This window comes from Dictyobacter formicarum (assembly GCF_016587435.1).
In genome coordinates, this window is sequence record NZ_BNJJ01000007.1 from 81658 (window position 1) to 107384 (window position 25727).

At 51.5% G+C, this 25727-nt stretch carries 24 protein-coding genes; 10 read left to right on the plus strand and 14 right to left on the minus strand.

The window, feature by feature from the left end; translation table 11 throughout:
• Positions 1-12: 12 nt before the first annotated feature.
• Both JMI88_RS13560 and JMI88_RS13565 read right to left on the minus strand, forming a co-directional pair.
• Entirely contained in the window at positions 13-618 is a 606-nt protein-coding gene (locus JMI88_RS13560; protein WP_201362400.1) for a hypothetical protein, read from the minus strand.
• A gap of 154 nt (positions 619-772) precedes the next feature.
• Positions 773-2245, minus strand: a complete 1473-nt coding sequence (locus JMI88_RS13565; protein ID WP_201362401.1) for an MFS transporter — start codon at positions 2243-2245, stop codon at positions 773-775.
• Positions 2246-2553: 308 nt separating this feature from the next.
• Here JMI88_RS13565 and JMI88_RS13570 point away from each other — a divergent pair, with 308 nt between their 5' ends.
• The 3 genes from JMI88_RS13570 to JMI88_RS13580 all read left to right on the plus strand — a co-directional run bounded on the left by JMI88_RS13570 (position 2554) and on the right by JMI88_RS13580 (position 5355).
• Complete coding sequence (locus tag JMI88_RS13570) at positions 2554-3741, plus strand: hypothetical protein (RefSeq protein WP_201362402.1); 1188 nt, start codon at positions 2554-2556, stop codon at positions 3739-3741.
• Between the two features lie 584 nt (positions 3742-4325).
• Positions 4326-4484 carry a hypothetical protein gene (locus tag JMI88_RS13575; RefSeq protein ID WP_201362403.1) on the plus strand — a complete coding sequence of 53 codons (159 nt, stop codon included), beginning with the start codon at positions 4326-4328 and terminating at the stop codon, positions 4482-4484.
• Positions 4485-4758: 274 nt separating this feature from the next.
• Positions 4759-5355, plus strand: coding sequence for an HNH endonuclease (locus JMI88_RS13580; RefSeq protein ID WP_201362404.1), 597 nt, complete (start codon positions 4759-4761; stop codon positions 5353-5355).
• Here JMI88_RS13580 and JMI88_RS13585 read toward each other — a convergent pair.
• Positions 5352-6149: an alpha/beta fold hydrolase gene (locus JMI88_RS13585; protein WP_201362405.1), complete on the minus strand. Its 798-nt coding sequence runs from the start codon at positions 6147-6149 to the stop codon at positions 5352-5354. The genes JMI88_RS13580 and JMI88_RS13585 overlap by 4 nt on opposite strands.
• A gap of 152 nt (positions 6150-6301) precedes the next feature.
• Here JMI88_RS13585 and JMI88_RS13590 point away from each other — a divergent pair, with 152 nt between their 5' ends.
• The gene (locus JMI88_RS13590; RefSeq protein ID WP_201362406.1) at positions 6302-6904 is read left to right on the plus strand and encodes a PadR family transcriptional regulator; all 603 of its coding nucleotides are present in this window, start codon (positions 6302-6304) and stop codon (positions 6902-6904) included.
• 494 nt (positions 6905-7398) lie between these two features.
• Here the strand turns inward: JMI88_RS13590 and JMI88_RS13595 are convergent, their stop codons facing one another.
• The 4 genes from JMI88_RS13595 to JMI88_RS13610 form a co-directional block, all read right to left on the minus strand.
• Complete coding sequence (locus JMI88_RS13595) at positions 7399-7818, minus strand: VOC family protein (RefSeq protein ID WP_201362407.1); 420 nt, start codon at positions 7816-7818, stop codon at positions 7399-7401.
• An 84-nt stretch (positions 7819-7902) separates the two neighbouring features.
• Entirely contained in the window at positions 7903-8745 is an 843-nt protein-coding gene (locus JMI88_RS13600; protein WP_201362408.1) for an AlkZ-related protein, read from the minus strand.
• A 91-nt stretch (positions 8746-8836) separates the two neighbouring features.
• Entirely contained in the window at positions 8837-9772 is a 936-nt protein-coding gene (locus tag JMI88_RS13605) for a helix-turn-helix transcriptional regulator (protein ID WP_201362409.1), read from the minus strand.
• A 218-nt stretch (positions 9773-9990) separates the two neighbouring features.
• On the minus strand, positions 9991-11970 hold the full coding sequence (locus JMI88_RS13610; RefSeq protein WP_201362410.1) for a YjhG/YagF family D-xylonate dehydratase: 1980 nt from the start codon (positions 11968-11970) through the stop codon (positions 9991-9993).
• Positions 11971-12265: 295 nt separating this feature from the next.
• Here JMI88_RS13610 and JMI88_RS13615 point away from each other — a divergent pair, with 295 nt between their 5' ends.
• Entirely contained in the window at positions 12266-12514 is a 249-nt protein-coding gene (locus JMI88_RS13615; protein WP_201362411.1) for a heavy-metal-associated domain-containing protein, read from the plus strand.
• Positions 12511-13290: a DUF2182 domain-containing protein gene (locus JMI88_RS13620; protein WP_201362412.1), complete on the plus strand. Its 780-nt coding sequence runs from the start codon at positions 12511-12513 to the stop codon at positions 13288-13290. Before JMI88_RS13615 ends, JMI88_RS13620 begins: the two co-directional genes overlap by 4 nt.
• Positions 13291-13328: 38 nt before the next feature.
• Here the strand turns inward: JMI88_RS13620 and JMI88_RS13625 are convergent, their stop codons facing one another.
• The 4 genes from JMI88_RS13625 to JMI88_RS13640 form a co-directional block, all read right to left on the minus strand.
• Positions 13329-14015, minus strand: a complete 687-nt coding sequence (locus tag JMI88_RS13625) for a hypothetical protein (RefSeq protein ID WP_201362413.1) — start codon at positions 14013-14015, stop codon at positions 13329-13331.
• Between the two features lie 98 nt (positions 14016-14113).
• Positions 14114-14578: a response regulator gene (locus tag JMI88_RS13630; RefSeq protein ID WP_201362414.1), complete on the minus strand. Its 465-nt coding sequence runs from the start codon at positions 14576-14578 to the stop codon at positions 14114-14116.
• Between the two features lie 39 nt (positions 14579-14617).
• Positions 14618-16807: a sensor histidine kinase gene (locus tag JMI88_RS13635; RefSeq protein WP_201362415.1), complete on the minus strand. Its 2190-nt coding sequence runs from the start codon at positions 16805-16807 to the stop codon at positions 14618-14620.
• A gap of 115 nt (positions 16808-16922) precedes the next feature.
• On the minus strand, positions 16923-17135 hold the full coding sequence (locus JMI88_RS13640) for a hypothetical protein (protein ID WP_201362416.1): 213 nt from the start codon (positions 17133-17135) through the stop codon (positions 16923-16925).
• 130 nt (positions 17136-17265) lie between these two features.
• Between JMI88_RS13640 and JMI88_RS13645 the strand changes: the two genes are divergently transcribed.
• On the plus strand, positions 17266-17469 hold the full coding sequence (locus tag JMI88_RS13645) for a bacteriocin (protein ID WP_201362417.1): 204 nt from the start codon (positions 17266-17268) through the stop codon (positions 17467-17469).
• A 250-nt stretch (positions 17470-17719) separates the two neighbouring features.
• Positions 17720-18817 carry a serine hydrolase domain-containing protein gene (locus JMI88_RS13650; RefSeq protein WP_201362418.1) on the plus strand — a complete coding sequence of 366 codons (1098 nt, stop codon included), beginning with the start codon at positions 17720-17722 and terminating at the stop codon, positions 18815-18817.
• Between the two features lie 64 nt (positions 18818-18881).
• Here JMI88_RS13650 and JMI88_RS13655 read toward each other — a convergent pair whose 3' ends face one another.
• Positions 18882-20141, minus strand: a complete 1260-nt coding sequence (locus JMI88_RS13655; RefSeq protein WP_201362419.1) for a glycosyltransferase family 4 protein — start codon at positions 20139-20141, stop codon at positions 18882-18884.
• 763 nt (positions 20142-20904) lie between these two features.
• On the opposite strand from JMI88_RS13655, the gene JMI88_RS13660 reads away from it, so the two are divergent.
• Positions 20905-21672: an alpha/beta fold hydrolase gene (locus tag JMI88_RS13660; protein WP_201362420.1), complete on the plus strand. Its 768-nt coding sequence runs from the start codon at positions 20905-20907 to the stop codon at positions 21670-21672.
• A 189-nt stretch (positions 21673-21861) separates the two neighbouring features.
• On the opposite strand, the gene JMI88_RS13665 is transcribed toward JMI88_RS13660, so the two are convergent.
• Together JMI88_RS13665 and JMI88_RS13670 are read right to left on the minus strand one after the other, a co-directional pair.
• On the minus strand, positions 21862-22578 hold the full coding sequence (locus tag JMI88_RS13665; protein WP_201362421.1) for an N-acyl homoserine lactonase family protein: 717 nt from the start codon (positions 22576-22578) through the stop codon (positions 21862-21864).
• 341 nt (positions 22579-22919) lie between these two features.
• Positions 22920-24635, minus strand: a complete 1716-nt coding sequence (locus tag JMI88_RS13670; protein WP_201362422.1) for an ArnT family glycosyltransferase — start codon at positions 24633-24635, stop codon at positions 22920-22922.
• 580 nt (positions 24636-25215) lie between these two features.
• Here JMI88_RS13670 and JMI88_RS13675 point away from each other — a divergent pair.
• A complete protein-coding gene (locus tag JMI88_RS13675; protein WP_201362423.1) occupies positions 25216-25602 on the plus strand; it encodes a FixH family protein in 387 nt (128 codons plus the stop codon).
• The last annotated feature ends 125 nt before the right edge of the window (positions 25603-25727 follow it).

Below are 25727 nucleotides of genomic sequence, written 5' to 3' on the forward strand. Positions count from 1 at the left end.
TCTCTCCAGCATTTAGAAGCTAATGATATTGGAAGTGTACAGTTCTTTCAGGATCTGCGCGATATCGTCACGCGACAAATGAGGCAAAAGCTCGTAGATACGTTCTACTGTATTGACACCGTTGACGAGTGCATAGACTATCCTATGTTGGCGAGGCATTGTCGCCAGTGTGTCTGCGGTTAGATTCTGCTTGCGATAGGGAATTTGCGCTCGACCCCGAGGACCAGACGGGGACATACCTTCACGTGACCCGGGATAAGACTGCCCAGACGATTGATATGAGGGAGAAGCAGGAGAATATGGAGCAGGTGCATTTGATAAGGTTGACTGCTCAAGTGGTTGCTGTACAAATGTCCATTTAATTCTTTGCTGGGCGTAAAAGCGCAACAGTGTATTAATATTACGCTCGTTACCAGCCAGGATTTGTTGTCTATTCGCCCCTACTAAGGTCCATGCATAAATATGGCCAGCTTTCACCCCTATGGTCAGGTGGCCCGCGGGCAGATTTTCCTTACCCCTGATCGAGGCAGCTGGCAAGTCACCCTCAATTTGTCCTGTTTGTCCTAGTGATTGAAGAACTCCCATCATTGTCGCTAGATCTAGATAATACTCAGCCACTTTCGTCTTCTCTCTTATCTCACCTTATTTTTTGTGTATCTCATTGCCTCTTTTCCTTCGGCAAATTGCCAACGGTACAGATTACGTGTACATCAACCATACAACATATGGCGCAATGGAAACGCAATCTATACCGAATTATCAGATCATGATTTTAACGAACACGTTGTATGGGTAGGATTAAGCCCGCCGCAATCACACTGGAGAACGCAGCAATCAGGAACAACAACGAAAAGTTGTTGTGGGAAAGATTGAGAATGAATGCTCCAATAATCGGGCTGACAATGAGCGGCAAGAAAATTGCCGTATTGATAATCGCCAGGTCTTTGCCATTGTCCGTTGTGGTTGGCAGGACACGGATAGCCAGAGCCATGTCAACAGCAAGGTAGATACCAAAGCCACAGCCAAAGAACACAGCGGTAAACAGCATCACAGTCCACACATGTACCAGCGCGATGATAACAAGGCTGACTGCCATGAGCAACGCCCCAAAGATCACAAATGGTTTGATGCGCCCAGAAGCTTTCCCTGAAATACTGCCCACAAGAAGTGATGCGACCAGCAGGCTAGCGGTCGAAATCAATTGGAAATTGGCGACCCCGGTGGCTGCCAGGGGAGCGGTAAAATGCAAGACACCGCGCAAATAGAAAAGGGTGTATGCACCGAGGATCTGGAAACTTAAAAATACCAGGCAGCGCGAAATAAGTGTATAGACGAAGTCGCCTGATTTGAGCGGCCGCACAAAACCGGCGAGAAAGGGTCCCAGCTGAAACGCAGGTGCGCCTGCCTGGCGGACACGAGGCCGGTCGCGAAATACGAGCAGGAACAAGGCAATAAAAAGAACCGAAAGAATGATCAGAACTGTATAGCCTTGAGCTGGCACATGCGTGTTGGTGAGTCGGGAGACTGCAAGCAACCCGAGTACACCACCCACGATAGGAGCCATGCCATTCAAAGCACTGAAAAAGGCTCGCTTTTGGGATGGAACCTGATCAGGAATGATGGCCGCAACCGTCGAGAGCACAGTATCGACGCCAATCTGGGCAATAATCTCACCCAGGAGCAAAACTGGAATGCTCGCGGCAAAGGCCATGATGGATAAACCTGCAACGCCAGCAAGAAGACCAAACACGATCCACACGCGGCGTGGTCCCCATTTTGCCACACTACGATCACTGAGCGCACCTGTAAAAGGAGAAACAATCAGGCCAGCAAACGCGCCAATCGAGGCAACCACAGCAAAGGATGTATTGGTCGTGGTGGGTGCCAGCATACTGACTTGCAGTGGTAGGAGAAGCTGTTTAATCGCAATACTGGAAAGTCCACCAACAGTGCTTGCCAGAGCAAAGACAACACGAAACATCCATCCCAGGTTTGTGTATGTTACAGCGGTATCGGTAGTGCTTACAGCTTCGGCGACCAGCGCATCCCGAACATTCTGGGTGCTCTGGGCCTCCGGCTCATCCTGTGATGCTGTAGCGCTTTCAGGTGCTCCATCATCGACATCGGATGTCGGGTTGAGTGCACTAGATATGGTATCAGAATTGTGGAGATGTGATCCGTCATCTTTCGAGGTTGTACTGATGCTCGAAAGAGCCTCGGTAGCCTTGCCTTCATTAGGCGTCATACTTTTCCCTGCCTCCAAAAAATACATTATGAGATCGACTACTCTACGCGCAGGAACAAACGAGAATGAAGATACACCCTTTTCTATACAGCACTCTTCGCAAATAAACACATCAAATAAATTGTAACTCTATTTACGGAGAAGAAAACTAGTATATCTCCAAAGAAACCTTCTAATCTCCCAGATAGTATAACATCAAATATTATAATCGTACTATACCGTTGTATATACCTTTCCTAAAAAGTATAATTCCTGTTAACATAGGAGAGTTATGTACGTGTTTCGTTCTCAAAGGAGTCACATCCAATATGATGAGTCCAAATTATTCATTTACTGAGCCCGCATATATACAGGCGGGGGAGGAAAAGCCGCGAGGATTCAATAAATTGCTCGCTCCCTGGTATCGCTATACTGCACCACCTGCAGTCAGCTCGGGGGCGAGCTTCGAACAGCGCGAACTCGTACGACGGGGGCGCCTGGCCAGTACTATCCTGCTTGTTCTTTGCTTTATTCTTATCTTCCTGGTTGGTCCAATCGGTTTTCTGGGTCCTAATCACCAGATCTTGTTTGTTGCCCTTGGTATTCTAGTACTTATAGTTGTTTGCGCTCCCCTTAATCGAAAGGGGTATGTAAATGCTGTTGGTTTGATCATTTCGCTATCAGTAAATCTAGGTATTTTTTCTAGTATTCTGCGCAGCCCAGGCGGACTGGCTCCTGACACAATCGCGATATTTGATATGCTTGTTTTCTCTGAAGTATTTGTCGTATCGCTTCTTCCTGTAAACTGGGTGATACCAGATGCACTGATGAATATCATTTTTTCGTACGTTGTGTTGACGTATTGGCCTCGTACCCCATTGCTGGCAGAAGCCATGAAAGGTGGGGGATATTTTATCATTGTCTCACGACCCATTCAGATCCATCTCATTGTGACCGTGGTCCTCTATCTATGGGTGGTGAGCGCAACCCGTGCGATTCAACGCGCGGATCGTGCAGAAGAGATCGCCAAACTGCAACATGACATTGCAGCGCAAGAGCATATCATCGCTGATGAAAAGAGGGCGCTTGACGCAAGCATTCAGGAAATTATGATGGTCCATTCTGCCGCGAGTAATGGTAGTCTATCGGCACGCGTTTCCTTACAAGAAGGGGCTCCTTTATGGCCAGTCGCTGTTTCATTGAACAACTTGCTATCCCGTTTACAACGACTGCAGCATAATGAGGAAGAGTTGCAGAAATTGGCTCCACGTCTGCGACAGGCGACACAGATTGATCATGAATATAAACATTTGCAAGCAGCCGTTATGCAGCTTGCGGATGCCATACATGAGTCAAACGTGGGGCTCAAACCAGTGCAGGTCACAAACAATGGGACCGCGGCCGATGCTATTGTGATGGAATTACTGGGTAAATATGTGCTTTCTCTGCCTCCCAGGCTGAGAGAACCTATCGTTTCTACTATCCAGCGTGAACGAATGCAGGCACCATGGGAATAATCTCCACCCGCAGGGGATATATGTTTACCTCCTTGCGGTTATCGCTGCCTGCGGCAGCAAACATGTTAGAGCATGTCTGAAAGTCATAGGGGGTCGCGCCTTCGGCCCCTGACGCTACGCGCCTACGGCGCTCAATAGATCTTTTATGTGTTGGTGCAACCTGTGCGCAAAGCGCACAGGTTGCACCAACACATAAAAATGGCAGAAATCCCTGCCCTCCTCCTTCATACCCCTGCTTCTCGTCCGAACACCATTATTACTGTAGTGCTTATATGCTTGCAAAAAGTCACATTACATAACCTGTGGTATAGATCACCTTACATATGTGATATGTATCATGGCAGCTCATCTTTGTTCAGGGTAGACTAAGCACATAAGAGAAAGAGGTCGAGACCTCCACAGAGTGAAGGATCGACGCAAGAGAAACAAACAAACAGCGAAACAGCAAAGACACAAACGAGAACACACAGAAAGGGAAACAATCATGAAATTCTTCCGCTCCTCCAACAACCGTGACGACGTTCGGACCCGTGAAGTTGAGCTCAACGAGCAAGAGTTAAGCGCCGTTTCCGGTGGCTGCGGCTATGACTACGACGACTGCGACCATGATGATGACGACTGCTACGATTATGATTGCCATCATCACCATCATCACCATCATCATCACCACCACCATTGCTACTAATTTATTCAGAGACCAATCAATAGAATACGAACCAACCTGGGCATGGTCTGACGGGTAGCTGAGAGGAATCGAGGCTATAAAAAGGAAGTTCTCCGTCAGGCCATGTCATTTATATATATACTTCGCAATCCTTGATTAGCGGAAAGTAATCTCGTATGATTTTTTGTCTCCCAGCATCCAATTCATATTCTCTCTTCTTGACACATTTCCCTTTGGGCAAAAAAATGAGCGGCGGTTTGGAGTCACCAGAGAGATTGCTTTTCTGGCACAAACGGCGGATACTACAATGCAAAGAACATTCGATAACAAATGCATGGTAACGAGGAAGATTGATGAAAATTTTGCGTCCATCAGTGATGGCGGCACGCGAGTGGTTCAAGGAGCGCGATCCCGAGGAGTGGCGGCGCATTCGGAAACAAGCCCTGGAGCGCGATCACTATACATGTGTCTACTGCGCCTTGAGCTGCCGCCGCTTTATGCAGGTCAACCATATCGGGGCCGAGGACGACCATCGCCTGGAGAATCTGGAAACGGTCTGTCCAGCCTGCCATAGTGTGATGCACCTGGGAATCAATGCAATGCAGGGCGTGATCACGCTCTTTGAATGCAAACCAAAGGTGACAAATATGGCTGAAATCGTGCGAGCGACACGCTCGATGGTCAATGAAGGATATGACTGGGACGAGATCGAGATCCACACTTATGGCCGCTTTCGAAGAACGGCTGGACGAATATATGAAAAGGAAGGCTCGTTGGAGATAGCCAACCAGCTGGTCAGCTCCATCCAGGCGCCCGTCTTTCGAGCTTACTTGCCTGAGGGGCTGGCCATAGTTTTTCATGAACAGGGCGCCTGGAATAACTTTCCAGAGCGCACCTGGAAGTGGCAGTGTATCGCCGGCAGTCGCTATCGCAAAGAGCCGCAGGCTTAAGCAAAGAAGCGCTCCAGGCGCTGAGCTACAATCTCAGGAGCCTCAAGGGGCAACCAGTGTCCATTCTCGGGAAAGTGCTCAACGTTGCTGGTACCAAAGCTCTCCGCGTAGTCCGGCGTGATAAAAGGATCTTTGTCGCCCCATAGAACCAGCGTCGGCACGCGCGCGGTCAGCTCATGCAGGCGCTCTTCCCAGCCAATAAAATCTTTGGGATCAATCGAGCGGTAGAGCTTGAGCATCATGCGGCGCGTCCGTGGCTTGCTCAGCGAGAGCTCATATGAGGAGCGCACATAGTCGGGACTGACCAGCGGCGCGTTCTGCCGCATCATCTTCTCCTGCGACGCCAGACTTACCGCAGCCATACCGAGATCACCCAGCACAGGAGTACGCAGCAGGCGAGCAGCACCATGCCACTGGTAGCGCGAAGAAAAGTTCGAGCCACCCACAATTGCCAGGTGCGCAACTTTCTGCGGATGGGCCGCCGCCCAGGCCAGTCCATAGGTGGCACCAAAATCCATCACCACCAGGTTAAGCGGCGTGGCAATCGCGTACCGCTCAATCAGCTGATCCACAAAACGGGACATATAGTCCAGCGAAGCCTGGAAATCAGCCGGCACAGCTGAACGACCAAATCCGGGCAGATCCGGCGCATAGCAATGATAGTGATCCTGCAGGCGCTCAATAATTCCATTCCACATCTCACCCGTGTCGGGGGCACCATGCAAAAACAACGTGGGCGCGCCCTGCCCCCGTTCGCTCATATGGATAGCAACATCCTGTGTTTGTAGTGCCATCGCAATGCTCCTTTATGTTTTGCACTCATATGACTTCCAGTCATATACCTACAAAGAGTATAATGTGGAAGGAGCAAGTTTGTCAAGAAAGAATATGACATGATATCATGATGCTCAATCATTTTTAACAGGGCAGGAAAGAGTGAAAATATATGGATCGACCGGAAGCCTATCCAATCACGTATGGAGTACTAGGGCTGCTTGCTTACTGGGGACCTCTATCTGGCTATGACCTGAAACACCTGTTTGATCATGTGCTCTCAGCCATGTGGTCAGCGGCTCACAGCCAGATCTATAATGAGCTAAAGCGCATGAAGGCACTGGGATGGGTAGAGATGGAGCGCGAGGAGCAAGAGGCGCGCCCCGATCGCAAGGTATATTCTATTACGCCAGCCGGGCAGGCGGCGCTGGAGGCCTGGCAGCAGCAGCCACCAGCAGTCTTGCAGTTGCGCGACGAGCTCTTGCTTAAGATGATCTTCGGATCGTTCGCGCCGCCCGCCGCCATCGCCGATAATATTCGCGCAGGCATTGCCATGCATGAGCAACGCCTGCTTCAATACAGGCAAAGTACCCAGTATCTACCGGTGCGCGACCAGCCACGCCAGGCCAGCGGCCGGCCCAATCCTTACGCCAGCCAGGAAGAAGAGGACATCTATTTCCGCCTGGTTTCACGCTTCGCCATTGATTTTGAGCAGACCTATCTGAAATGGCTCTATGAGGCCCTGGAGGTTATAGAAGAGCATAGGGAGCGCTGAGGCTTATCAAATAGGGAGAACATGACATCGCCTCTTGAACATTTTTCATGCGTGAGCGAAAAATCGGGCGCAAGGCCCGAACCTATGGGCGTCATCATCCTTTGTGCGTTTCGATGGCCCATGCGATGGAACCTTCACAAAACATGATCCCAATAGGTTCGGGCCTTGCGCCCGATTTGCCCCACCGTTTGTGGGGCCCTGTGTCCTTGCCGCATAGTCCCTCGTGACATCACACCTCTGCCCACGCGGTGCCCAAAAGGAAGGTCCGCGTTTGGGCACCGCGTGCGGCGACGTGATGGTGAAAAGCAGAGTCGCGTCGTAGGGACACAGGGCCCCACAAACGGTGGGGCAATCGAGGGCAAGCCTCGAACCTATGGGGTTCCGCTTTTCTTGTTGCGTTTGGTTCTTCGATGTTCTCATAAATGAGATGTATTGGCCCGTGCGGGGCGCCTGTCTTCCCGTAGGAATGAGCTTCAGATGCTTTCTTGGACCTTTTATTCCAGTAAGAGATAGGGATTCCAGACGACTTCCCATAAATGATCATCGGGATCTTGAAAATAGCCGGAATAGCCGCCCCAAAACGTGTCCTGGGCAGGCTTGACAATCTTTGCGCCCGCCCTTTTTACCTGTTCCATCACCACATCAACTTCTTCTTTACTGCTGACGTTATGTCCAATGGTAAACTCGGTAGGACTGTGGGCCATTTTGGAAAGGTTCGTGTCGTGAGCGATGTCGGTTCGAGCCCAGATAGCAAGCCTCAAGCCAGGTTGCAGATCAAAAAAGGCAACAGCTCCATGTTCAAATTCTGTCCCGATGATGCCTTGTGTTGGGAAGCCCAGGCCGTCTCGATAGAAGGTGAGCGACTTTTCCAGATCATCTACGCCTAATGTCAGGACTGTAATACGTGGTTTCATAGAGGTAGTATTCCTTTCTACGTGATGATCGCCAGGTCAGCCTACTGGCCTGGTCACCATCGCCTGAGTGAGAATTTCCTGATTTTATCGAGTGATAATCGCTGCATCGCGCCAGAGGTAGCCTGTATGCTTACCATCCAGGGGCAGCGGGACCACCTGCTGCTCGTTCAGCAGATCCTCAAAGGCCGCGTTCAGGGTGGCTAGCGGCAGCTTGAGATCCTTCGCTAGCTGAGCTGGATTGACGTAGACGGCCTGCGGCACATAGCTATGCAGGAAGGCGCGCAGGGCGTCCTGCTGAGTCAGGCGCTCGGCGCTGGCAACGTGCTCCGCGTAACGCTGGCTCACCAGGGTGTGGTACATGGTATGGTCATCGCCCAGGAAAACCTTGGCCAGCAGCATCTGCGACTCCAGTTCTTCGACTGCCTTGAGATAGAGGTTGCGCGAGGCGGTTCCTCGTGGGAAGCCCGCTTGTTCGCGCAGTTCACTGGTGGGCATCGGTGCCGCGACCGCCTCCAGCGTCTCGACGATGCGATACGCATGCGCAGAGAGCTGACCCGCATGGTAAAGCTCGTGAGGACTCCGCAGCTCACCACACAGGCGCAACATGGTGGGAAACAACGACCAGGAGATCCAGGTTGGCCGCCGCCGAATCAAGACAGAGTAGTAGGCGACCGCCTGGCGGCCCAGCGTCCAACGCCAGGTATATATCTCGCCGCTGGGCGTATCCCAGGCCGAATCCGTTTTGGCGTCGGGGTCCCCCACATAGGCTGAAAAGAGATTAGGGAACTCCGGAGAGGCGGGATAAAGCGTGACGATACCCATGCGCTCAATAAAGTCTGGTGCCTGCTCGCTTCCTGATAAATGGCCTGCGGACGTCTGGCGCCAGTTGTGCAGACGCTGCTGTACATAGGAGGATTCAACCATCATAACAACTCCCTTCAACTCAACGATGACGGGCAGTTCACTGCTGCCGATAAATAGAGTTTACAGGAGTGATGGTGACAACCTTATGTCACTATTATGAATAGCGTTGAGCAATAGCCAGCGCTGCCTGGCACAACTGGCTTTTCAGCGCATCAGGAGCCAGCACTTCGGCATCGGGACCCAGGCTAAGCAGGGTACGCAGCAACCAGGGATATTCAGCAGGTGGGCAGCGAAAGCGTAACATAGCACCATCGTCCTCCGCAGGCTGAATGGCATCGCCTAGATGGGGATCGCGCTCCATGATCATCACACCATAGGCAGTCAGGCGAATGCACACTTCTGGGAGCGATGGATGCCCATAGGGGAGCGACTGAGGGACTGGCGCATCATGCGCCTCGGTCGGAGCAGGCGCGCTGGTAGGACTCACGCTGATAAAACGGTCCACGCGATAGGTACGTTCCTCCTGCCGCTCGTGCGAATACGCCCGGCAATACCAGAAGCCGCCAGACGAATAGAGGCGCTGCGGCCTCAACGTCTGCCGGGAAAGACGTTGTCCTGAACGATACTCAACCGCCAGCCACTCTCCCTCGCGAGCACTGGCGATCAGCTGCTCGATAAATGGCGTAGCATAGTGGCGCGTCGGCACCTCAAGCTGAATAGTTTGCAGCAGATGCTCGGCCTCGACCGAATGCTGAGCAGGTATCACAGCCGCCATCTTGGCCAGCAAAGACTCACGCTCCTGCTTGAAAGGGGTATCAGCCAGTTGCACAACGCTACTGAGGGCCAGGCGCAGCAGAAAAGTCTCACTGGCCGTCAGTTGCAGCGGAGACAGCGAGTAGTCGGGCATCAAAGTATAGCCGCCCAGCGGCCCGCTAGTAGTTATGATAGGAATCCCCATCTCGCACAACGACTCGATATCGCGAAACACGGTGCGCCTGGAAACCTCAAAACGCTGCGCCAGCTCGCGGGCAGTCCGTCGGCCGCCCTGCAACAACAGAACAATAGCAGTCAGACGATCAATGCGATTCATATGCCCGCTCCCCTCCTTCTCTCCCCCAAAATAGGTTCGGGGCTTGCCCCCGATTGCCGCCCGCCGCAGCGTGGCGGCCCTGTGCCCAAAAGCGAAGGTTCGCTTTTGGGCACCGCGTGGGCCGAGGCGTGATGTCACGAGGTACCGAGCGGTGAGGACACAGGGCCCCACAAACGGTGGGGCAAATCGGAGGCAAGCTCCGAACCTATGGGGTTTCATTATATGCCGAGGGCTTTCTTGCCGGCTTCGATGACTTCGATGATGCGATCCACGTCGTAGATGGCGCCTCGCCAGACGCCGCCGCTGGCTGCCTGCAGCGCGGCCCACAGCCGGGTGTCGTCCGGCAATTGGGGATCAGGGGCCAGATCGGGATGGGGCTGGCGCTCCTTGAGCAGGATCGCCCCCTCCTCAGGGGTGAAGGTGCGGACGCCATCACCAATCACGTTGAGCTCACCATGCAGGTTCTCGCGGTCCAGCGTAATCTGGATGATGTCGCCATCGCGCACTTTGCCGATGGGTCCCCCGGTCAAGGCTTCTGGTCCAACCAGGCCGATGCAGGCCCCCGTTGAGACACCCGAGAAGCGAGCATCAGTCACCAGAGCCACATGCTTGCCAAAGGGCAGATGCTTGAGCGCAGCGGTCAATTGATAGGTCTCTTCCATACCAGTCCCGGCGGGTCCACGCCCCATCAATACTACAATGTCGCCGGACTGAATAGCGCCGTCTTTAATGGCAGCCATGGCTTTACGCTCGCTGGTAAAGACACGGGCGGGCCCGGTATGGCGGTAGACGCCATCCTCATCCACGACACTGGAATCGATCGCCGTGGCTTTGATGACAGAGCCCTCAGGGGCGATATTGCCCACCGGAAACATGACGGTCGAGGTCACACCGCGCTCCCGGGCAACCTCTGGTGTCATAATGACATCGTCTGGCTGTATGGCATCAGCCTCCAGCAGGCGCGCACGCACTTTCTGGCGGCGCTCCGACTGCTCCCACCAGTTGAGCACATGGTCCAGTGTGTGGCCGGTGCAGGTTTTGACGCTGGTATCGAGCAGGCCGTGGCGCCTCAAATGGAGCATGACTTCAGGCACGCCGCCGGCCAGGAAGACGCGCACCGTCGGATGGTCCACAGGTCCATTGGGCAGCACGCTAACCAGGCGTGGCACCAGACGATTGATTTCCTGCCAATCAGAGATGGTCGGGATGCGCAGTCCAGCGGAATATGCGATAGCGGGAATGTGCAGCAAGAGGTTGGTAGAACCCCCAAAGGCGGCATGCACCACCATCGCGTTACGTATAGAGGCGTCGGTCAGGATGTCTTGCATGCCCATGCCCAGTTGCACCTGGTGCAGCAATGCGCGGGCGGATTGGGTGGCCAGGGCCTCCCAGATTGGCTCGCCGGATGGCGCCAGAGCGGAGTGAGGAATGGCCATGCCGAGCGCTTCGGCCACCACCTGGGCCGTCGCGGCCGTACCCAGGAACTGGCAGCCACCGCCGGGTGTGGCGCAGGCCCGACAGCCAAGCTGCGCCGCGTCCTCGAGCGAGATCTCGCCATGCACATAGCGCACCCCAATCGTTTGAATCTTCCCGGCATCCTCTCCATGCTCTGGCGGCAAGGTTACGCCTCCAGGAACCAGGATGCCCGGCAGCCGACGCAACGAGGCCAGGGCCATCATAGTCGCGGGCAGCCCCTTGTCACAGGTCGCCACACCCAGCACAGCCTTACGCGTAGGCAGTGAGCGAATCAGACGCCGCATCACCATGGAAGCATCGTTACGATACGGCAGCGAATCAAACATACCCGGCGTCCCCTGGCTCCGGCCATCGCACGGATCGCTCACATACGCAGCATAGGGGACCGCTCCCGCGTGCTTAAACTCGCTCGCGGCGGCCCGCATCAAGCGTCCAACTTCCCAGTGCCCGGTGTGATATCCCAGGGCAATCGGGCTACCATCCTCGGCCCGAATGCCACCCTGAGTGCTCAGCATCAAAATATGTTTATTTGCTACTTTCGCAGGCTCCCAGCCCATTCCAACATTCTGTGTCAACCCAAATAAATCGCCACTGGCCCACTCGCGCAACATTTTGGGTGTAAGAGGAAGTTCGCCCTGCGGACCCCGCGCATGCGTTGGGATTGTATATAGCTCTGGCTCCTGTGCCTGCAACAGCGTTGACAATACATCAAATTCTTCCATCGTCTCTCGCCTTCTTCAAACCATACACGACATCATCGAATACAAAAAGTATACCTGTCAAATAAGTCGTTATCAATGTTTACAGTATTGCAAACATTGATAACGACTTATTTGACTATTCCAATCACTTGTTATACAGGAAAAATAGGTATATATACTAATAGACATGTATAACTCCTGTCGTTTATACTTTGTTCGTTACATGTTCTTCAACAGAAGCAGCTCGTAGAATATTTTTCGTAGCGTAGTCGGGGATGTAAAGTTGAGTTCTGGACAAAGCGAAAGGAAGATTGCTATGTCTTACCAGCAACGTTTTCTGGTTGAGGATGTGACGTGCGAGAAATGCGATGCGCGAGTGCGCAGTGCGCTACTATCGCTACCGGGAGCTGAACAGGTGGAGTTGACACGCGTCCCGCGCGATAGGGCTGCGGTGGTGTTGACCAGCAGCGAGGTCATTCCTGCCGCGCAGATAGAGAGCGCGATCGTCCAACAATCCGCTGGTACAGATCATCATTATCAGGTCGTTTGGAACGAACAGACATGATGGGCCTGATACCAATGCGAGACATCCATCCAGCAGGTCAGGCCGGGCAAGATACGAGTAGACAGGCATCGTGGCGTGCATTTATATTGCCCTGGCTGCTGCTGGCCGGAAGCTGGGGATTACTCGGGTTGGCATTCTTGACGGGTAGGAATAGCTGGCTGGATCACGATTATCTCATCAGATCCAGCCACTGGCCCTGGCTGCTATCCTTGCTCGTTTTTCTGACTGGCTGGCAAGTAATGCTGTTAGCGATGATGCTCCCCGCCTTGTTCCGTCAGTTGCTCTCGCTGGCCCATCATCTTTCACGCTACTGGTCCACGCAGGCTCTTTTTATCGCTGGTTATGCAGCTAGCTGGACCATGTTTGCCTGCGCAGCTTTTGTAGGCGACACGCTGCTGCATAACCTCGTAAATCAGTGGCGATGGCTCTATCTACATCCACTATGGATCACGGCGCTTCTCTTCTTATTGGCTGGTATCTTCCAGTGGAGTCCGATCAAATGGCACTGCCTGCTGCACACGCGCTGCTATGAACAGAACACCACGGTTCCCCCCTGGCGACGGGGATATCGCTATGGCTTGTGGTGTGTGAGCAGCAACTGGGCACTAATGCTGCTCATGGTTGGCGTCGGGATGCGTAATCTGCTGGCACTGGCAATACTAGCGCTAGTCATGTGGCTGGAACGCGAATTACCGCAGGGTAAAATGCTCAGTTGCTGCGCCGGCAGCGCTTGTCTGCTGTACGCATTGCTCATTTTATCGCTGCCGTTATTTTAATGCGCTCCCATTTTAATGCGCTCCCATAGGGAAGGGGATCATTCGTCGAGGAGAAAATCGGGCGCAAGGCCCGAACCTATTATTATCATGTTTTTTGAAGGTTCCATCATATGACCATCGAAACGCATCAAAAATAATGATGTCGGTTGGAGGACAAAGTTATCCACCACAAGAGATTCATTGGCTACGGTTTGAAGCGTAACCGTAAGCGTATGCTTTCCGCTGGATAAAGAGAGAGGGCTTCCGAGCTGGATAAGAGTCAGATAATCACTATCCGGTGATTGAGGAACCTGTACTGCGCTGACAGAATGGCCATCTACACCTATCTGCAGCGTAATCACACCTGATACCGTGTGTTTCTTGACCAACGCAGCGGAGAGAATGTATTCACCCTGGTGTGCAACATCGATCTCTTGTTTAAGCTGATCATTATTGGACATCTGCACGATCTGTCCACTGTATAAGGCATCACCAGTCCAGCTGCTTGCAGGCGTAATAACCTGTGGATGACCCGCAGCCACCGTGAACGATTCTGCTTCATAGATGCTGGCTGTGTGCCGCTCTACGGCTTTAGCATTCACCATATTCAGGGCGGCGGCGTTTTGATGGATCGCTTGCAAAGCCATTAAGGCTTCAATGGTCGATTCGGCACCCGAATTCAGATTGACTTTTCCGGTTGTACCGTCTAAACCGTCATAGCCGCGACCGTTTGCGGGGTCATACATCGCAAAATGGGCGTCATTGTTCCCTGTAAACCAGGAGGCGGCGAGACCGGCATACTGCGCATATTTTTGCTCGTGGTCAGAAAGCCTTGATAAAACATCTATTTTTCACTGAGCAGATCTGTAGCGGGAGAAACAGAGACGCCGAACCAGTATTTATTAAGCGTCTCAACGACCTCCAGCAGTTGCTTCATATTCATAGGCTTTAATATATAACTGTTGGCGCCCAGTTGAAAGCTCACATCGATATCTTTGGGGTCCTCAGAGGAAGTCCAGATAATTACCGGAATCCTGCGCAGGTCAGGATCGCTCTTTACTGCCTGCAAGACATCGCGGCCATCCACAGAGATCAAATTCAGGTCCAACAGGATCAAGGCCGGGCGTGGAGACGTCTCGGGGCGGGCAAACTCTTGCCGATGATAGAGATAATCTAACGCCTCATCCCCATCGATACAACGTGTAATAGGAATTGACAACGACAGCTTTTTCATTGCCCAAAGCACAACTTCAAAGTCATCATCATTATCTTCAATAAACAAAAGCGGGCTTTCGACATCTGTCATCATTGTTATCCTTTTATACACATCCCTCCACCAAGAAATGTGCTACTCGCGTGCAAGAGGAAGCGTAAACCAGAAAGTTGACCCCTGGCCAGGCTCACTCTCAATCCCCACCTGTCCAGCATGTTGCTGAATAATATTCTGGCAAATATAGAGCCCCAGGCCCAGACCCCCTGATCCACTGTGTACCTGTCGATCAGTCGTCTGGTAAAAACGCTCCCAGATACGGCGCTGATCCTCAGGCGTCAATCCAGGCCCTTGATCCTTCACAGCTACACGGACCTGGTGATCTTGCACAACCAGGCGAACCTCAATCGGCTTATCTTCAGCAGAATATTTGATGGCATTTGTTAGATAATTAGTTAACACCTGCCCCACCCGATCAATATCCACTACCACTGGCACCATATCCTCTTGCGGCAAGCGTATATTTATAATACGGGACTGGGCAAGAGAAAGTTGATCGGCAACCACCCTTTGTACTAGATCGATCAGATTACAGAATTGCACCTTGAGTTCTAGCTTTTGTTCTAAAATACGCGAAACATCCAGTAAATCATTTACCAGTCGAGTTTCAACAGATACCTGGCGTTCAGCCCGCTCAACCAACTCCTGAATGCGTGCCGCTACATCGGACACAGCTATTGTATCGTTATCCAGAAGTTTCAACTGGCGTCGGATAAGCTGCAGGCTCGCCTTCATGGTAGCCAGTGGATTACGCAGTTCATGATTGGTCATGCCCAGGAAGGCATCCATCTGCTGCCGCGCCTGCTCGCTGGCGACTTCAGCCTTCCGAGCTGCAGAGCGCTGATCGATCAATTTTTCCCTCTCAAACACTAATGAGGCCAGCTTCCCGATGGCCGTAATCAAACTAAACTCTTCCGGTTGCGAGAAGTGATGCTCAGCGGTACCATAGTCGAGCGAGAGAAATCCTACTAATTGGCCACACAAACGGATAGGCGCGCCCAGCACTTGCTCTACGCCAAAGGTGGGTACATCGCTGGAGGGCGCATTGGCCAGGGTGAACAATACAGGCTCGCCGCGCTGCAAACGAACCAGATCGGGAGCATGAATATAAGTGGATAAAGAAATAGATGGTGTCGTTTCCCAGAATTTCTGGCGCAGTTCGGGAGACATGCCTACACTTGCAATCGGCCGAATTAAGTTGGTTTCAGGATCAAGATCTATCATTGTAGCCATCTGACAACCCAGCAGATTACAGGTCAGATGAAGCAGCTCTTCGGCGGTCTCACGCCTGGAGGCATGGGCGGAATATTCATCGGATATCGGCAGGCGAACCAGCACCTCGGACATAGACAGCAGGGTCTCCAGCGCTTTGCTGGTACGCCATTGCTGATTGCGGCGCGCTGTTACATCGCGGCAGACCAGCACGGCCCCCATCAATTTATTCAGCGTATCATAGATAGGAGCGCCACTCACGCTGAGGACGATCCGACGACCGGTCAGTGTCGTAATCCATATATCCTCAACCGTTGTTCCTCGCAATATCTCTCCTCGCAAAATGCGACACGGGGGCAGCTCATCCAAAGTCAGCAAACGGCCCTGGGCATTCATGACCTGCATCGTCCGAAAACGCTCGGACAGCTGCTGCACGGTGTACTCAGGATGTTGATCAAAACCCAATAAAGCCCCGGCCGCCTCATTATACTGAATCAAGCGACCTTCGTGATCATACATGATAACCGCATCAGCAATCGAATCAAAAGTAGCAGAGAGACGCCGCTCTATCTGCAATTTCTGTAATTCCACCTGCTTGCGTTGAGTAATATCGCGCACGATACCATAGACACGAAGCACAGGCACATCACCATGCTGGCAATCCACAATCGGATGACAGGTATCCTGCAGCCAGCGCACCTCGCCGCTGCGCGTAATCACGCGCCACTCGCGTGTATCCTGCCGCCCCTGGCGCATCGCCTCGATGCGGAGCTCAAACATCCACCGATCATCGGGATGCTGCAAATACTCCCACCCACGCTGATCAAATTCTTCAGGAGCAAAGCCTGTAACATATGTAAAAGCATCAGTCGTCCACTCACGTTGAATTGAGCCGTCCGGCAGCAAGCGATACATATATGCATAATCTGATGTGAGATGTAAAAGAACGCGGCCGCGCTCCTCCCGCTCATGTGCATGCTGCAACTCAGCCTCAAGCTGCTGCACACGCTCTTTCAGATATTTCTTCTCTTGATCCTGATCTGTCACTTGATCCATCCCGCAAGTCTATCCTCACTGGCTTAACAAAATCTACTGCTAATCCGCTATCCCAGGCGACACAACCAACCCGATCAATTACACCCGGGCCCCGGCATCTATCAACACATCCCTATTATAGCAGATGCTGAGATTGCCCATGCTTCTCAGGGCCAATAGTTCTAATCAGGCCGGCAAAAAAAACAGTGGATCTCGTGGTGTCGCCGCCGTTACCGCCGCGATCGCTGCAGGTAAAGTTTAAGCGCGTCCCTGTATCGTTGGTGATCAGGCAACCATACAAAGTACCCGTTATGATAATAGTGACGCTGGTGATGGCAATAATCGTCACCAGCGCTACTGCTACATCCAGATGGCTTCACTCTTCATGAGTAACTTTCGCCTCACAGAAACGTGCCATTGTATGGAAGGACATTTGCAATACTTGAACCGTTCACGCTGAACCAGAAAGGAAGACTGAAATGAAACAGCTTCATTGTAGCACTGCTGATCAGCCAGATGAGTATGTTGAATTGAACGAGCAGGAACTGGCAAATGTATCTGGTGGCCGCAGCATCGGCCAGTGGCTAGAGGATGATAAGCCAAAGAGCCGCTGCTATTATGACAAAAAAACCCACCGCCGTTATTGTTATGACCGTCATGGTCGCAGATATGAGAGTAAGTGAACATGATAGTCACAATTAAATCCAGATGTTCATTCTAAATGTACAGCTTCATTACGTTCTTTTGAGTGCTTCTCACAGACATCAGGCCTGGAGAAGCACTCATTCTTGTATAGGTACAAGCAAATAGAGAACATTGAGTGATCTTGATTTCATTCGAATAAATAGATACTATTTATGTTATAAATAAAATAAGCTTATTAGTATCTGCTTTTGAGATAAATCCAGCTAGATACAATAAAAGAGGGCAAGCATGGACAAGCAGCAGGCAACAGGCTCCTGGCCGGCCCTGGCATGGAAGACGGCCGCTCCACACATCTTGAGTGCTGACATTGAACGTTTAAAACAACTAGACGAATACGCTCAGCAGACACCGGCATTGCTTAGCATTATAATTGTACGTTCGGGCATCATTATTTTTGAGGAATACTATCACGGCTGGGGGCCGCATCATTACCATAATGTCAACTCCGTGACGAAAAGCGTAACTTCAGCATTGGTTGGAATCGCACTACAACAGGGATTTTTACATAGTATCGATCAACCCCTGCTCACATTCTTCCCCGAATATCATGCCAGCCAGCCAGATCCCAGCAAAGAGGAGATCACGCTCCGCCACCTTTTGAGCATGACCAGCGGCTTTGCGCTGGCGCCAGGTGGCATTGAGACGTTCCTGGAAGATACCTCATCCGTGGAAAAGATGCTGGATCGCCCGCTAGAATATGAGCCGGGCACACACTATAACTATGATGATATCGGGGCACACCTGGTAGCCCTGGTACTGACACGCTGCACAGGTATGCCCTTGCACGAGTTTGCCAGGCACTACCTGTTTGATCCTCTGGGAATCTGGCAAGATGACGAGCACGAACGTGATCCCTGGAAAAGTGGCCAGGCAAAAGTTGAAACGCCTCATCCCTATGGTAAATGGTCAGCCCAACAAGCGGGATTATGGAGTAATGATGTCCGAGGCAATCAAATCGGCAGCTTCGGCCTGCAGCTCACCACACGCGAAATGGCCAGGTTAGGCTACCTCTATCTCAACCAGGGCATCTGGAATGAGCAACGTATCTTATCCATAGACTATATCCAGGAATCCTGGCGAGCACATAGCATGACCAGGCGTGGCGAAAAGTATGGCTTATGCTGGTTTCTGCCTGAATATCATGGAAAGCAAACCAACTGCGCAGTTGGTTATGGAGGCCAGCTCATCGGAGTTATTCCTGAAATCGACATCGTCGTTGCCTCCACCTGTGCTCCTGCACCAGAGCCTGTAGCCAGCAGATTGATCCTCGACGACTTTGTGATCCCGGCCATACAAATCAAGCCAAACATTGATCCAATCTTGTGAGCACAACCGACCTCTTCCCTCGCCGCCGCTGGCGGCGAGTGGAACAGTCAGGTAGATGAATGGTCTAATGCCACATCTCCGGATCAACCTCACGACTTTGTTGGGGTAGTAGAGATAGGGGATAATTGGTTGTTGCCCTGGGTTCTACAGGAGGCAACAGCGGAGGAGCAGACATAACCTGAGGCATTCTGGTCGCCAGTGTATCCACGACCGAACGCTTGATAGAGGCGCTCTTCATCAAATGGATGGTACGGATCTGCTGATAAATACGTACATATTTCTCTACCATGACGCGAGCAGAAAAATTCTGTTCCACGTGGTCACGTACCAGCTCCCGGTCAAGCTTATCAATCTGGCCCAGGGCACGCTTCATCTCTTTAAGGTCATTCACCAGGTAACCGCTTTTATCATGCGCTACCACCTCTGGGGCCGCACCGCGCGCGAAAGAAATGACCGGGCAGCCGACAGCCATAGCTTCAATCATGACCATCCCAAAGGGCTCTTCCCACTCAATAGGATTCAGGAAGACACGGGCACGACTGAGTAGATCGATTTTTTCTCTGGTATTGACCGGACCGATATATTTGATGTCATAACCGTTCAACTGCGGCTTAATAACCTTCTCATAATAATGAACCGAGGTTTGAATGTGCCGATCGATCGTGCCGGCCAGAATCAGCGGCATATTGATAGCTTTCGCCAGCTTGATCGCGTGGTGAGCTCCCTTTTCTGGCACAAAACGTCCCAGCCAGACCAGGTAATTCTCTGGCTGCTTGACCGTTGGCTTAAATTGCTGCATTGGCAAACCATGATGAACCACACCAGCAAAGTTCAGCGGCAATTTGACCTCCGCACGTGCATTCTCACTGATCGCGATCAATGGCACTTGCCTCATCCACTCCAAAAAATATACATCAGCATCGCCAGTCCAGTTCTGGACACGGTCAAATGGGAAACGGCTATGCAGTGTCGACACATGTGGGGCACCCAATTGCTGGGTCAATGGAAAGGCATACATATCGGCGCTAGAGGAGAGATGGGTGTGCACTATATCGAAATGGTGCTCTTTAATATATTCAATGGCCTTATATGTGTGATAGAAAGCTTTGAGATGAGCCTGCCAGGGAACCCCGGCATCGATTAATGAATGAGGAAAAAATGAGATCAGTTTTGCGGATGTACGGGCATCACCCGGGGCAAACAAAGTGACGTCGTGCCCTTGAGCTACCTGCTCCTCGACTATATTATATATAACATTCTCGGTACCACCATAATTCTTTGGTGGAATAGAAATCCAGGGCGGTGCTATATGTGCTATTTTCATGCTAAACCCTTCACTCTAACTTTTTACCCCGCATCGCACTTCGATTGACAAACTATGTGGACCATTCCACATAGGTACACGATTTGCGAGGAAAAAAAGTTACATACTATTAAACCAGAGACTACGCAAAAAAAATATGTCGTACTTGCTATAAACTATAGCGATGCTATAATAATTGCTGAGTGTAGACATACATTTTACCCACATACGATACTGTTATACAAATAATCACCTAAGATGACAAAAAACACTATAAGCAAATAAAGCTGCTTATAGCTGTTAAATCACAGCACAATACAGCCAAAACTCATCAATTAAAGCGAGGTCCGCAAGTTACTACACTAGCAATGCATCAGGGCATCTGCCTTCAAAGACAAGAAGCGGCAGACGTATGAAAGAGGGCAAAAATGGTGCTTCCCACAACGTTATAGATTCAATCTGGGTCTATCATACCGTTCATCGCTATATACAGTATACACTATAAATACCATTTTTGTCCAAAAAACGCGAAAAGCATAAAAGATAAAACGCAAATAAACATAAGAAATGTACTTGATCGCCGCGGTAGTACAGGATTGGTCTTCAATTCGCGTGCTTCATGAGCATAAGCATCAAGCGAACCTGCAGCAATACATGGGGCGTGAGGGGACAATATATTATCTTCGGCAAGCAGGTAGAATTTATGTAGTTGGATACCGCACATGATATACTACAAAGGTATGTGCTTACAAACCTTTACATACAAAAAATGGAGCAAGAATAGATGTTTCTTACTGCGACTGATGGCACAAAGATTGCCTATGATATACAGGGTGAGGGACCACTCCTCATCCTGCTACAGGGATTTGACGAGGCGAGGCAGATCTGGCACGAACTCGGCTATGTCGAGCGTCTGCGCCAGCATTTCCGCGTGGTTACGATGGATCGCCGAGGCATTGGCGAGAGTGATAAGCCAACCCAATCCAGCGCTTATCGTTTGGAGCAGATGTTCGCAGATATTTTTGCAGTAGCCGACACCTGTGAGGCCGAAAAGTTTCTGGTCTGGGGCCACTCTTTTGGCGCGTCGCTCGCCCTGCTACTTGCCTCACGCTCATCGCGCGTTAGCCGCGCCATCGCAGCGGGCAGCTTCTTTGGTCGCATCTATTTTGAAGAGCGTATCAACCAGATCATTTCGGAGCTGAACATACTCTACAAAGCCCAGCGAGAAGGAACCCTCAAGCAGTTGGGGATGGACAATGAAGACATACGCTGGGTAGAGGAACGTTCGCTACCCGCGCTGATGGCTTGCTGGCAAGCTACGGTCTCCTGGCCGGTAGTCCAGCCACGCGAGATTCGTTGTCCACTTTATGTCTATGCTGGTTCAGATGATCGGCGCATCACCCAACCACTGCTGGCGCGGCAGGAAGAGATCGATGCCGAAGGCATTATCCTACGCATTTTTGACCATCTCGACCACCCCCAGGAAATCAGCGAAATTGAGGTCGTCTACCCGGCCGCCGAAGCCTTCTTACGCAAAACAACGGAGGAATAACAGTTCTGCAGGAAGCGCGCATTGCGCGCTTCCTGCAACAACACCGTTGTATGTGATTGTGAAAAAGTGCGCCAGGCGCACTTTTTCACAATCACATACAACATTTTGAGCTCCGAAGGAGCGTAGTGTGAGGGGCCGAAGGCGCGTACCGTCTGGCATTCAGACACTATCTAACACGCTCTAAGCGTATTAGCCATAGTATTCAGGCGCTTTGGTGAGTTTGGGCCATTGCTGATCATCGTGACCAAAGATAACCAGAGCCACATGCTCGCGCTGCACCACGTCAAGCAGCTTGCGCGTACTGGCTATGGCCTGCTCGCCATCCAGATCCAGCGGTCCAATCTGGCGGTCTGATCGAAAGGCATCCTGCCTGGCAACAGCATCAATAGTCAGCAACACCGGACCCGTTTCAGGTAGACGCACAAGGACCGACTGATGGCCGGGCACGTGTCCACCGGTAGCGATCAACTCAAGACCTGGCAAGAGTGTGGTATCGCCATCAACGAGACGATAGCGCTCGGCTGGCAGGTCCCAGTGAGCACGATGGGATGCAAAACGCGGATGCCCCCCGCGAGCTACTTCGTAGTGCTCGCGCTGCACTACCAGCTGCGCGTTGGGAAAATCTTCATGATGTCCACAATGGTCCAGGTCAAAATGGGTGCAAACAAGAATATCTATATCGCCTGGCTGTAAACCAAGTAGCGCCAGTTGCTCAACAACATTCTTCCCCATCACCGGCTCAGGTCGACCCGGAGTGGTCTGAAAATGAGCCGGCAGGCCGCTATCGATCAATATATTCTTCTCGCTGGTCTGTACCAGATAGCAAGGGATTGGCACATTCATAGGAGCAAGGGCCGCAACCTGCATCAAGTAAAGTCGCAGTGGAGTAGTTTCGTCGGCTGTCATCAACAATCCTTTCTTGCTAAATCAACACATGCTTCCAATTTTATACGTTGGTGCAGCATTCGCGCAAAAGCGCGAATGCTGCACCAACGTATAGAAGACTTTTGAGCGCTGTAAGCGCGTAGCGTCAGGAGCCGAAGGCGCGAAACGTCTGGTTTTCAGACACTCGCTAAGAAAAATTGTATAACGAAATCGTGCTCAACGCTAGCAAGGTATCGGTAAAAAATATAGGTATATACATAAAAACATATAAAACGAGCCCCTGGCTGTGGTGCCCCTGCCGGCACCACAACTTCTGCATACAAAAAAGAGTGGGGTGTCAATGGCCCCACTCTTTCTGTTCATCATTTTGGCATATAGCGGTAGAGAACGTAGTTGTCTATTTCGTAGCGCTTGTATTTACCAGGTGGCTGTTTCGCCATTCTTTTATCCAGCCAGTCAAGACAATCATATTCTGTCGTAGTCAGATTGGGATCTTTGGGACACATCCAGGACGCCTCTTTATCTTGATGGACGATAGTATAGAATGGTGGATAACGGTTGTGCGAGGGGTTGAGATGGTGATTGATAACACCACAAATGATGTTTTCCTTGCTCGCAAAGACCAGGCTATAACAGCTCCAGTAATCCGTGTACAGGTGTTTCACCCCGAGATGTTCCAGTTGCGCAACCAGATCGGTGCGTTGCGCATCGGAGACCTGCGCCTTTGGAACCTCGCTAAAAGCGATCACGGTGCCTGTGACCAGGATAACTGCCACAGCAGCCAGGATGACGCGGCTACTGTAGGAGCGGACGCGCTGCCAGAATGCTTGCGAATGCAGTTTGCTGGCGGCACTCCATAAAGGATCAATCAAAGCAGGCAGGATGATCAGCAGACCGATGAGGTAGCGAGCATGATAACCTGGCTGGTTAAAGGGTCCGGTACTACGGATAAAGACTGCAATGACGCCAATCGCGGCGCCGACCATCAGTAATTGCGAGATCCGGCTCACCAACAATCGATGGCGCTCCTCCTCAGTGAACGTTTGCTTGTCTCGAATAAAACGCTGTAAGAGCAGGAGGGTAAAAATCAGAGCCGTCAAGATCAGCAAGAGATAGCCGCCCCCCCAGGCCGTCTGAACAATACCACATTGCAAGGTGCGGGGAGTATTATCTCCCAGGAAGGGATATTCGATCACCGGACAAAATGGGAAGCCGGTTGCCGTCGGGATGGTCACCTGCACGGTCTCTACTATATTATGCCAGAGCCCCACCGTAGCCAGCGGGTCTTCGCCCGAGCCATGCGCCAGATTGAAGAGAGTCACAAAAGGATTCAAGCCTCGGCCCATGCTAAACCAGAGCGATGGGAAGAGGCCAATGAGGACGCCAACACCAGCCAGTAGCCAGCCGCCCCAGATAAGCAATTCGCGCCAGCAAAAAACGAGTATCAGCATGCCGGCCATGGCCAGAAACGGCAACACAATCATATCGCTCCACATACCCAGACCGGCGACCACGCCAAACGCGCCATACATTGGAAGACGCAGGAGCCGCACACGGGCCGAAACGCGGCGTCGATAGGTCAGCGCCAGCCACACCGCGATCAGGAAAGCAAGAGAGCCAAAGAGCAGAGTTTGTGAGGAACCACCAGTAGCAATAGTCTGGCGCGTCAAATAAGGGATCGATCCTACGCTCAACAGACCCAGCGTGACCAGGGCCAGCTTCTTGGAAAAGAGCAGGCTGGTCAACCAGTACATACAGACAAAAAAGAGGCCGACCATCAGTACGACCCCCAGGCGCAGCGCCATCAGCGAAGGGCCACCAAAAAGATGGAAAAACAGGGCACCCAGGTATGCCTCAATGTCCCCCATATAATCTTGCCCATAAAAAATCGTGGGGTGCTCGCCATGATAAGCGATGTTATAGGCCATGGTAGCCATAACGCCTTCATCGCCATTCGTGGGCGGCCAGTGCAAAGCCAACAAAATAACCCGCAAGCCGACCGCGAACGCAATAATCGCGGCGGCTGCCATCCCATAGGTATTCTTTTTTATATACTTCAAAATATGCACACCAGGCAAGGGTGCCTCCTCAATTGAAATAAAGTAAAGGCATACGTCGCTGCTTATTCTGACATGTAAACAAACAACAAATTATAAGTATCAGGCGTTCTCATTTTACTCATCTACAAAATGAGCGTCAATAAATTAGTATATTTCGTAGTGAAATATACCATAGCACAAGAAAAAGCATGCCTATCCCCATTACTATACCAGATTGAAAATTGTCATTGTTATTTTTATCCGGACCTTAGGGGACAGAACTAGGGTCTTGTCCGTATGGACGGCTCTCCACCTTTGGCAGTATGCTGTGCCGAGATCATACATATATTTTAGGTGTTCTAATGGCACGTATTAGGTGTTCTAATGGCACGTATTTTTGCTATTTATGTGATGGTGGAAAAAGTGCGCCTGGCGCACTTTTTCCACCATCACATAAAAGGGGCTCGGGCGTGCATGCACCCGCCCGTACGGGGGTGCTTTGCTTCCCATTAGTGATGGGGTTCAGACACATTGTCAGCAATACGGCGTATTGTCAGGAGCTCAAATCCGACTTACAATGTCAGTAGCTCAAATTCAGTTCAAGCTATAGCGGGGTAATATGCGCATCAGACCTTTTTTCTGGCTCATTCTGGGGATTGCCTGTGTATGCGTGACAATACTGGCTTTTCTCTATCAACCATATGTCCCGGTGTCGTTACAGGTTCAGATGGAGCAGAAACAATTTATGGCCAGCGGCCCATCCACGCTGAAATTGCAGCTGACCGATCCAGATGGGCTGCCAATTGATGAGGCCCTGGTCATTCCCAGCGCACGCATGACGAATATGGATATGACCGCCCTCCATAATCGTGTCGTGCCGCGCGGCCATGGCGTCTACGAGGTCAACCTGGACCTGTATATGGCTGGTCCCTGGTCGATCACGATTCAAACACAGGCCCGAGGCTTTAAGCCACAACAGCAAACTTTGCAGGTCAACGTGATTTGATGCCACCGCCACGAATTCAGATCGCACACGCATGCTCGACAAACCAGGCAGAAACATGACAGCTAAACATAGCCGCCTTTGACCTGGTCGTCGTTCTGATTTATAGTAACAACGGGTTCAGCATA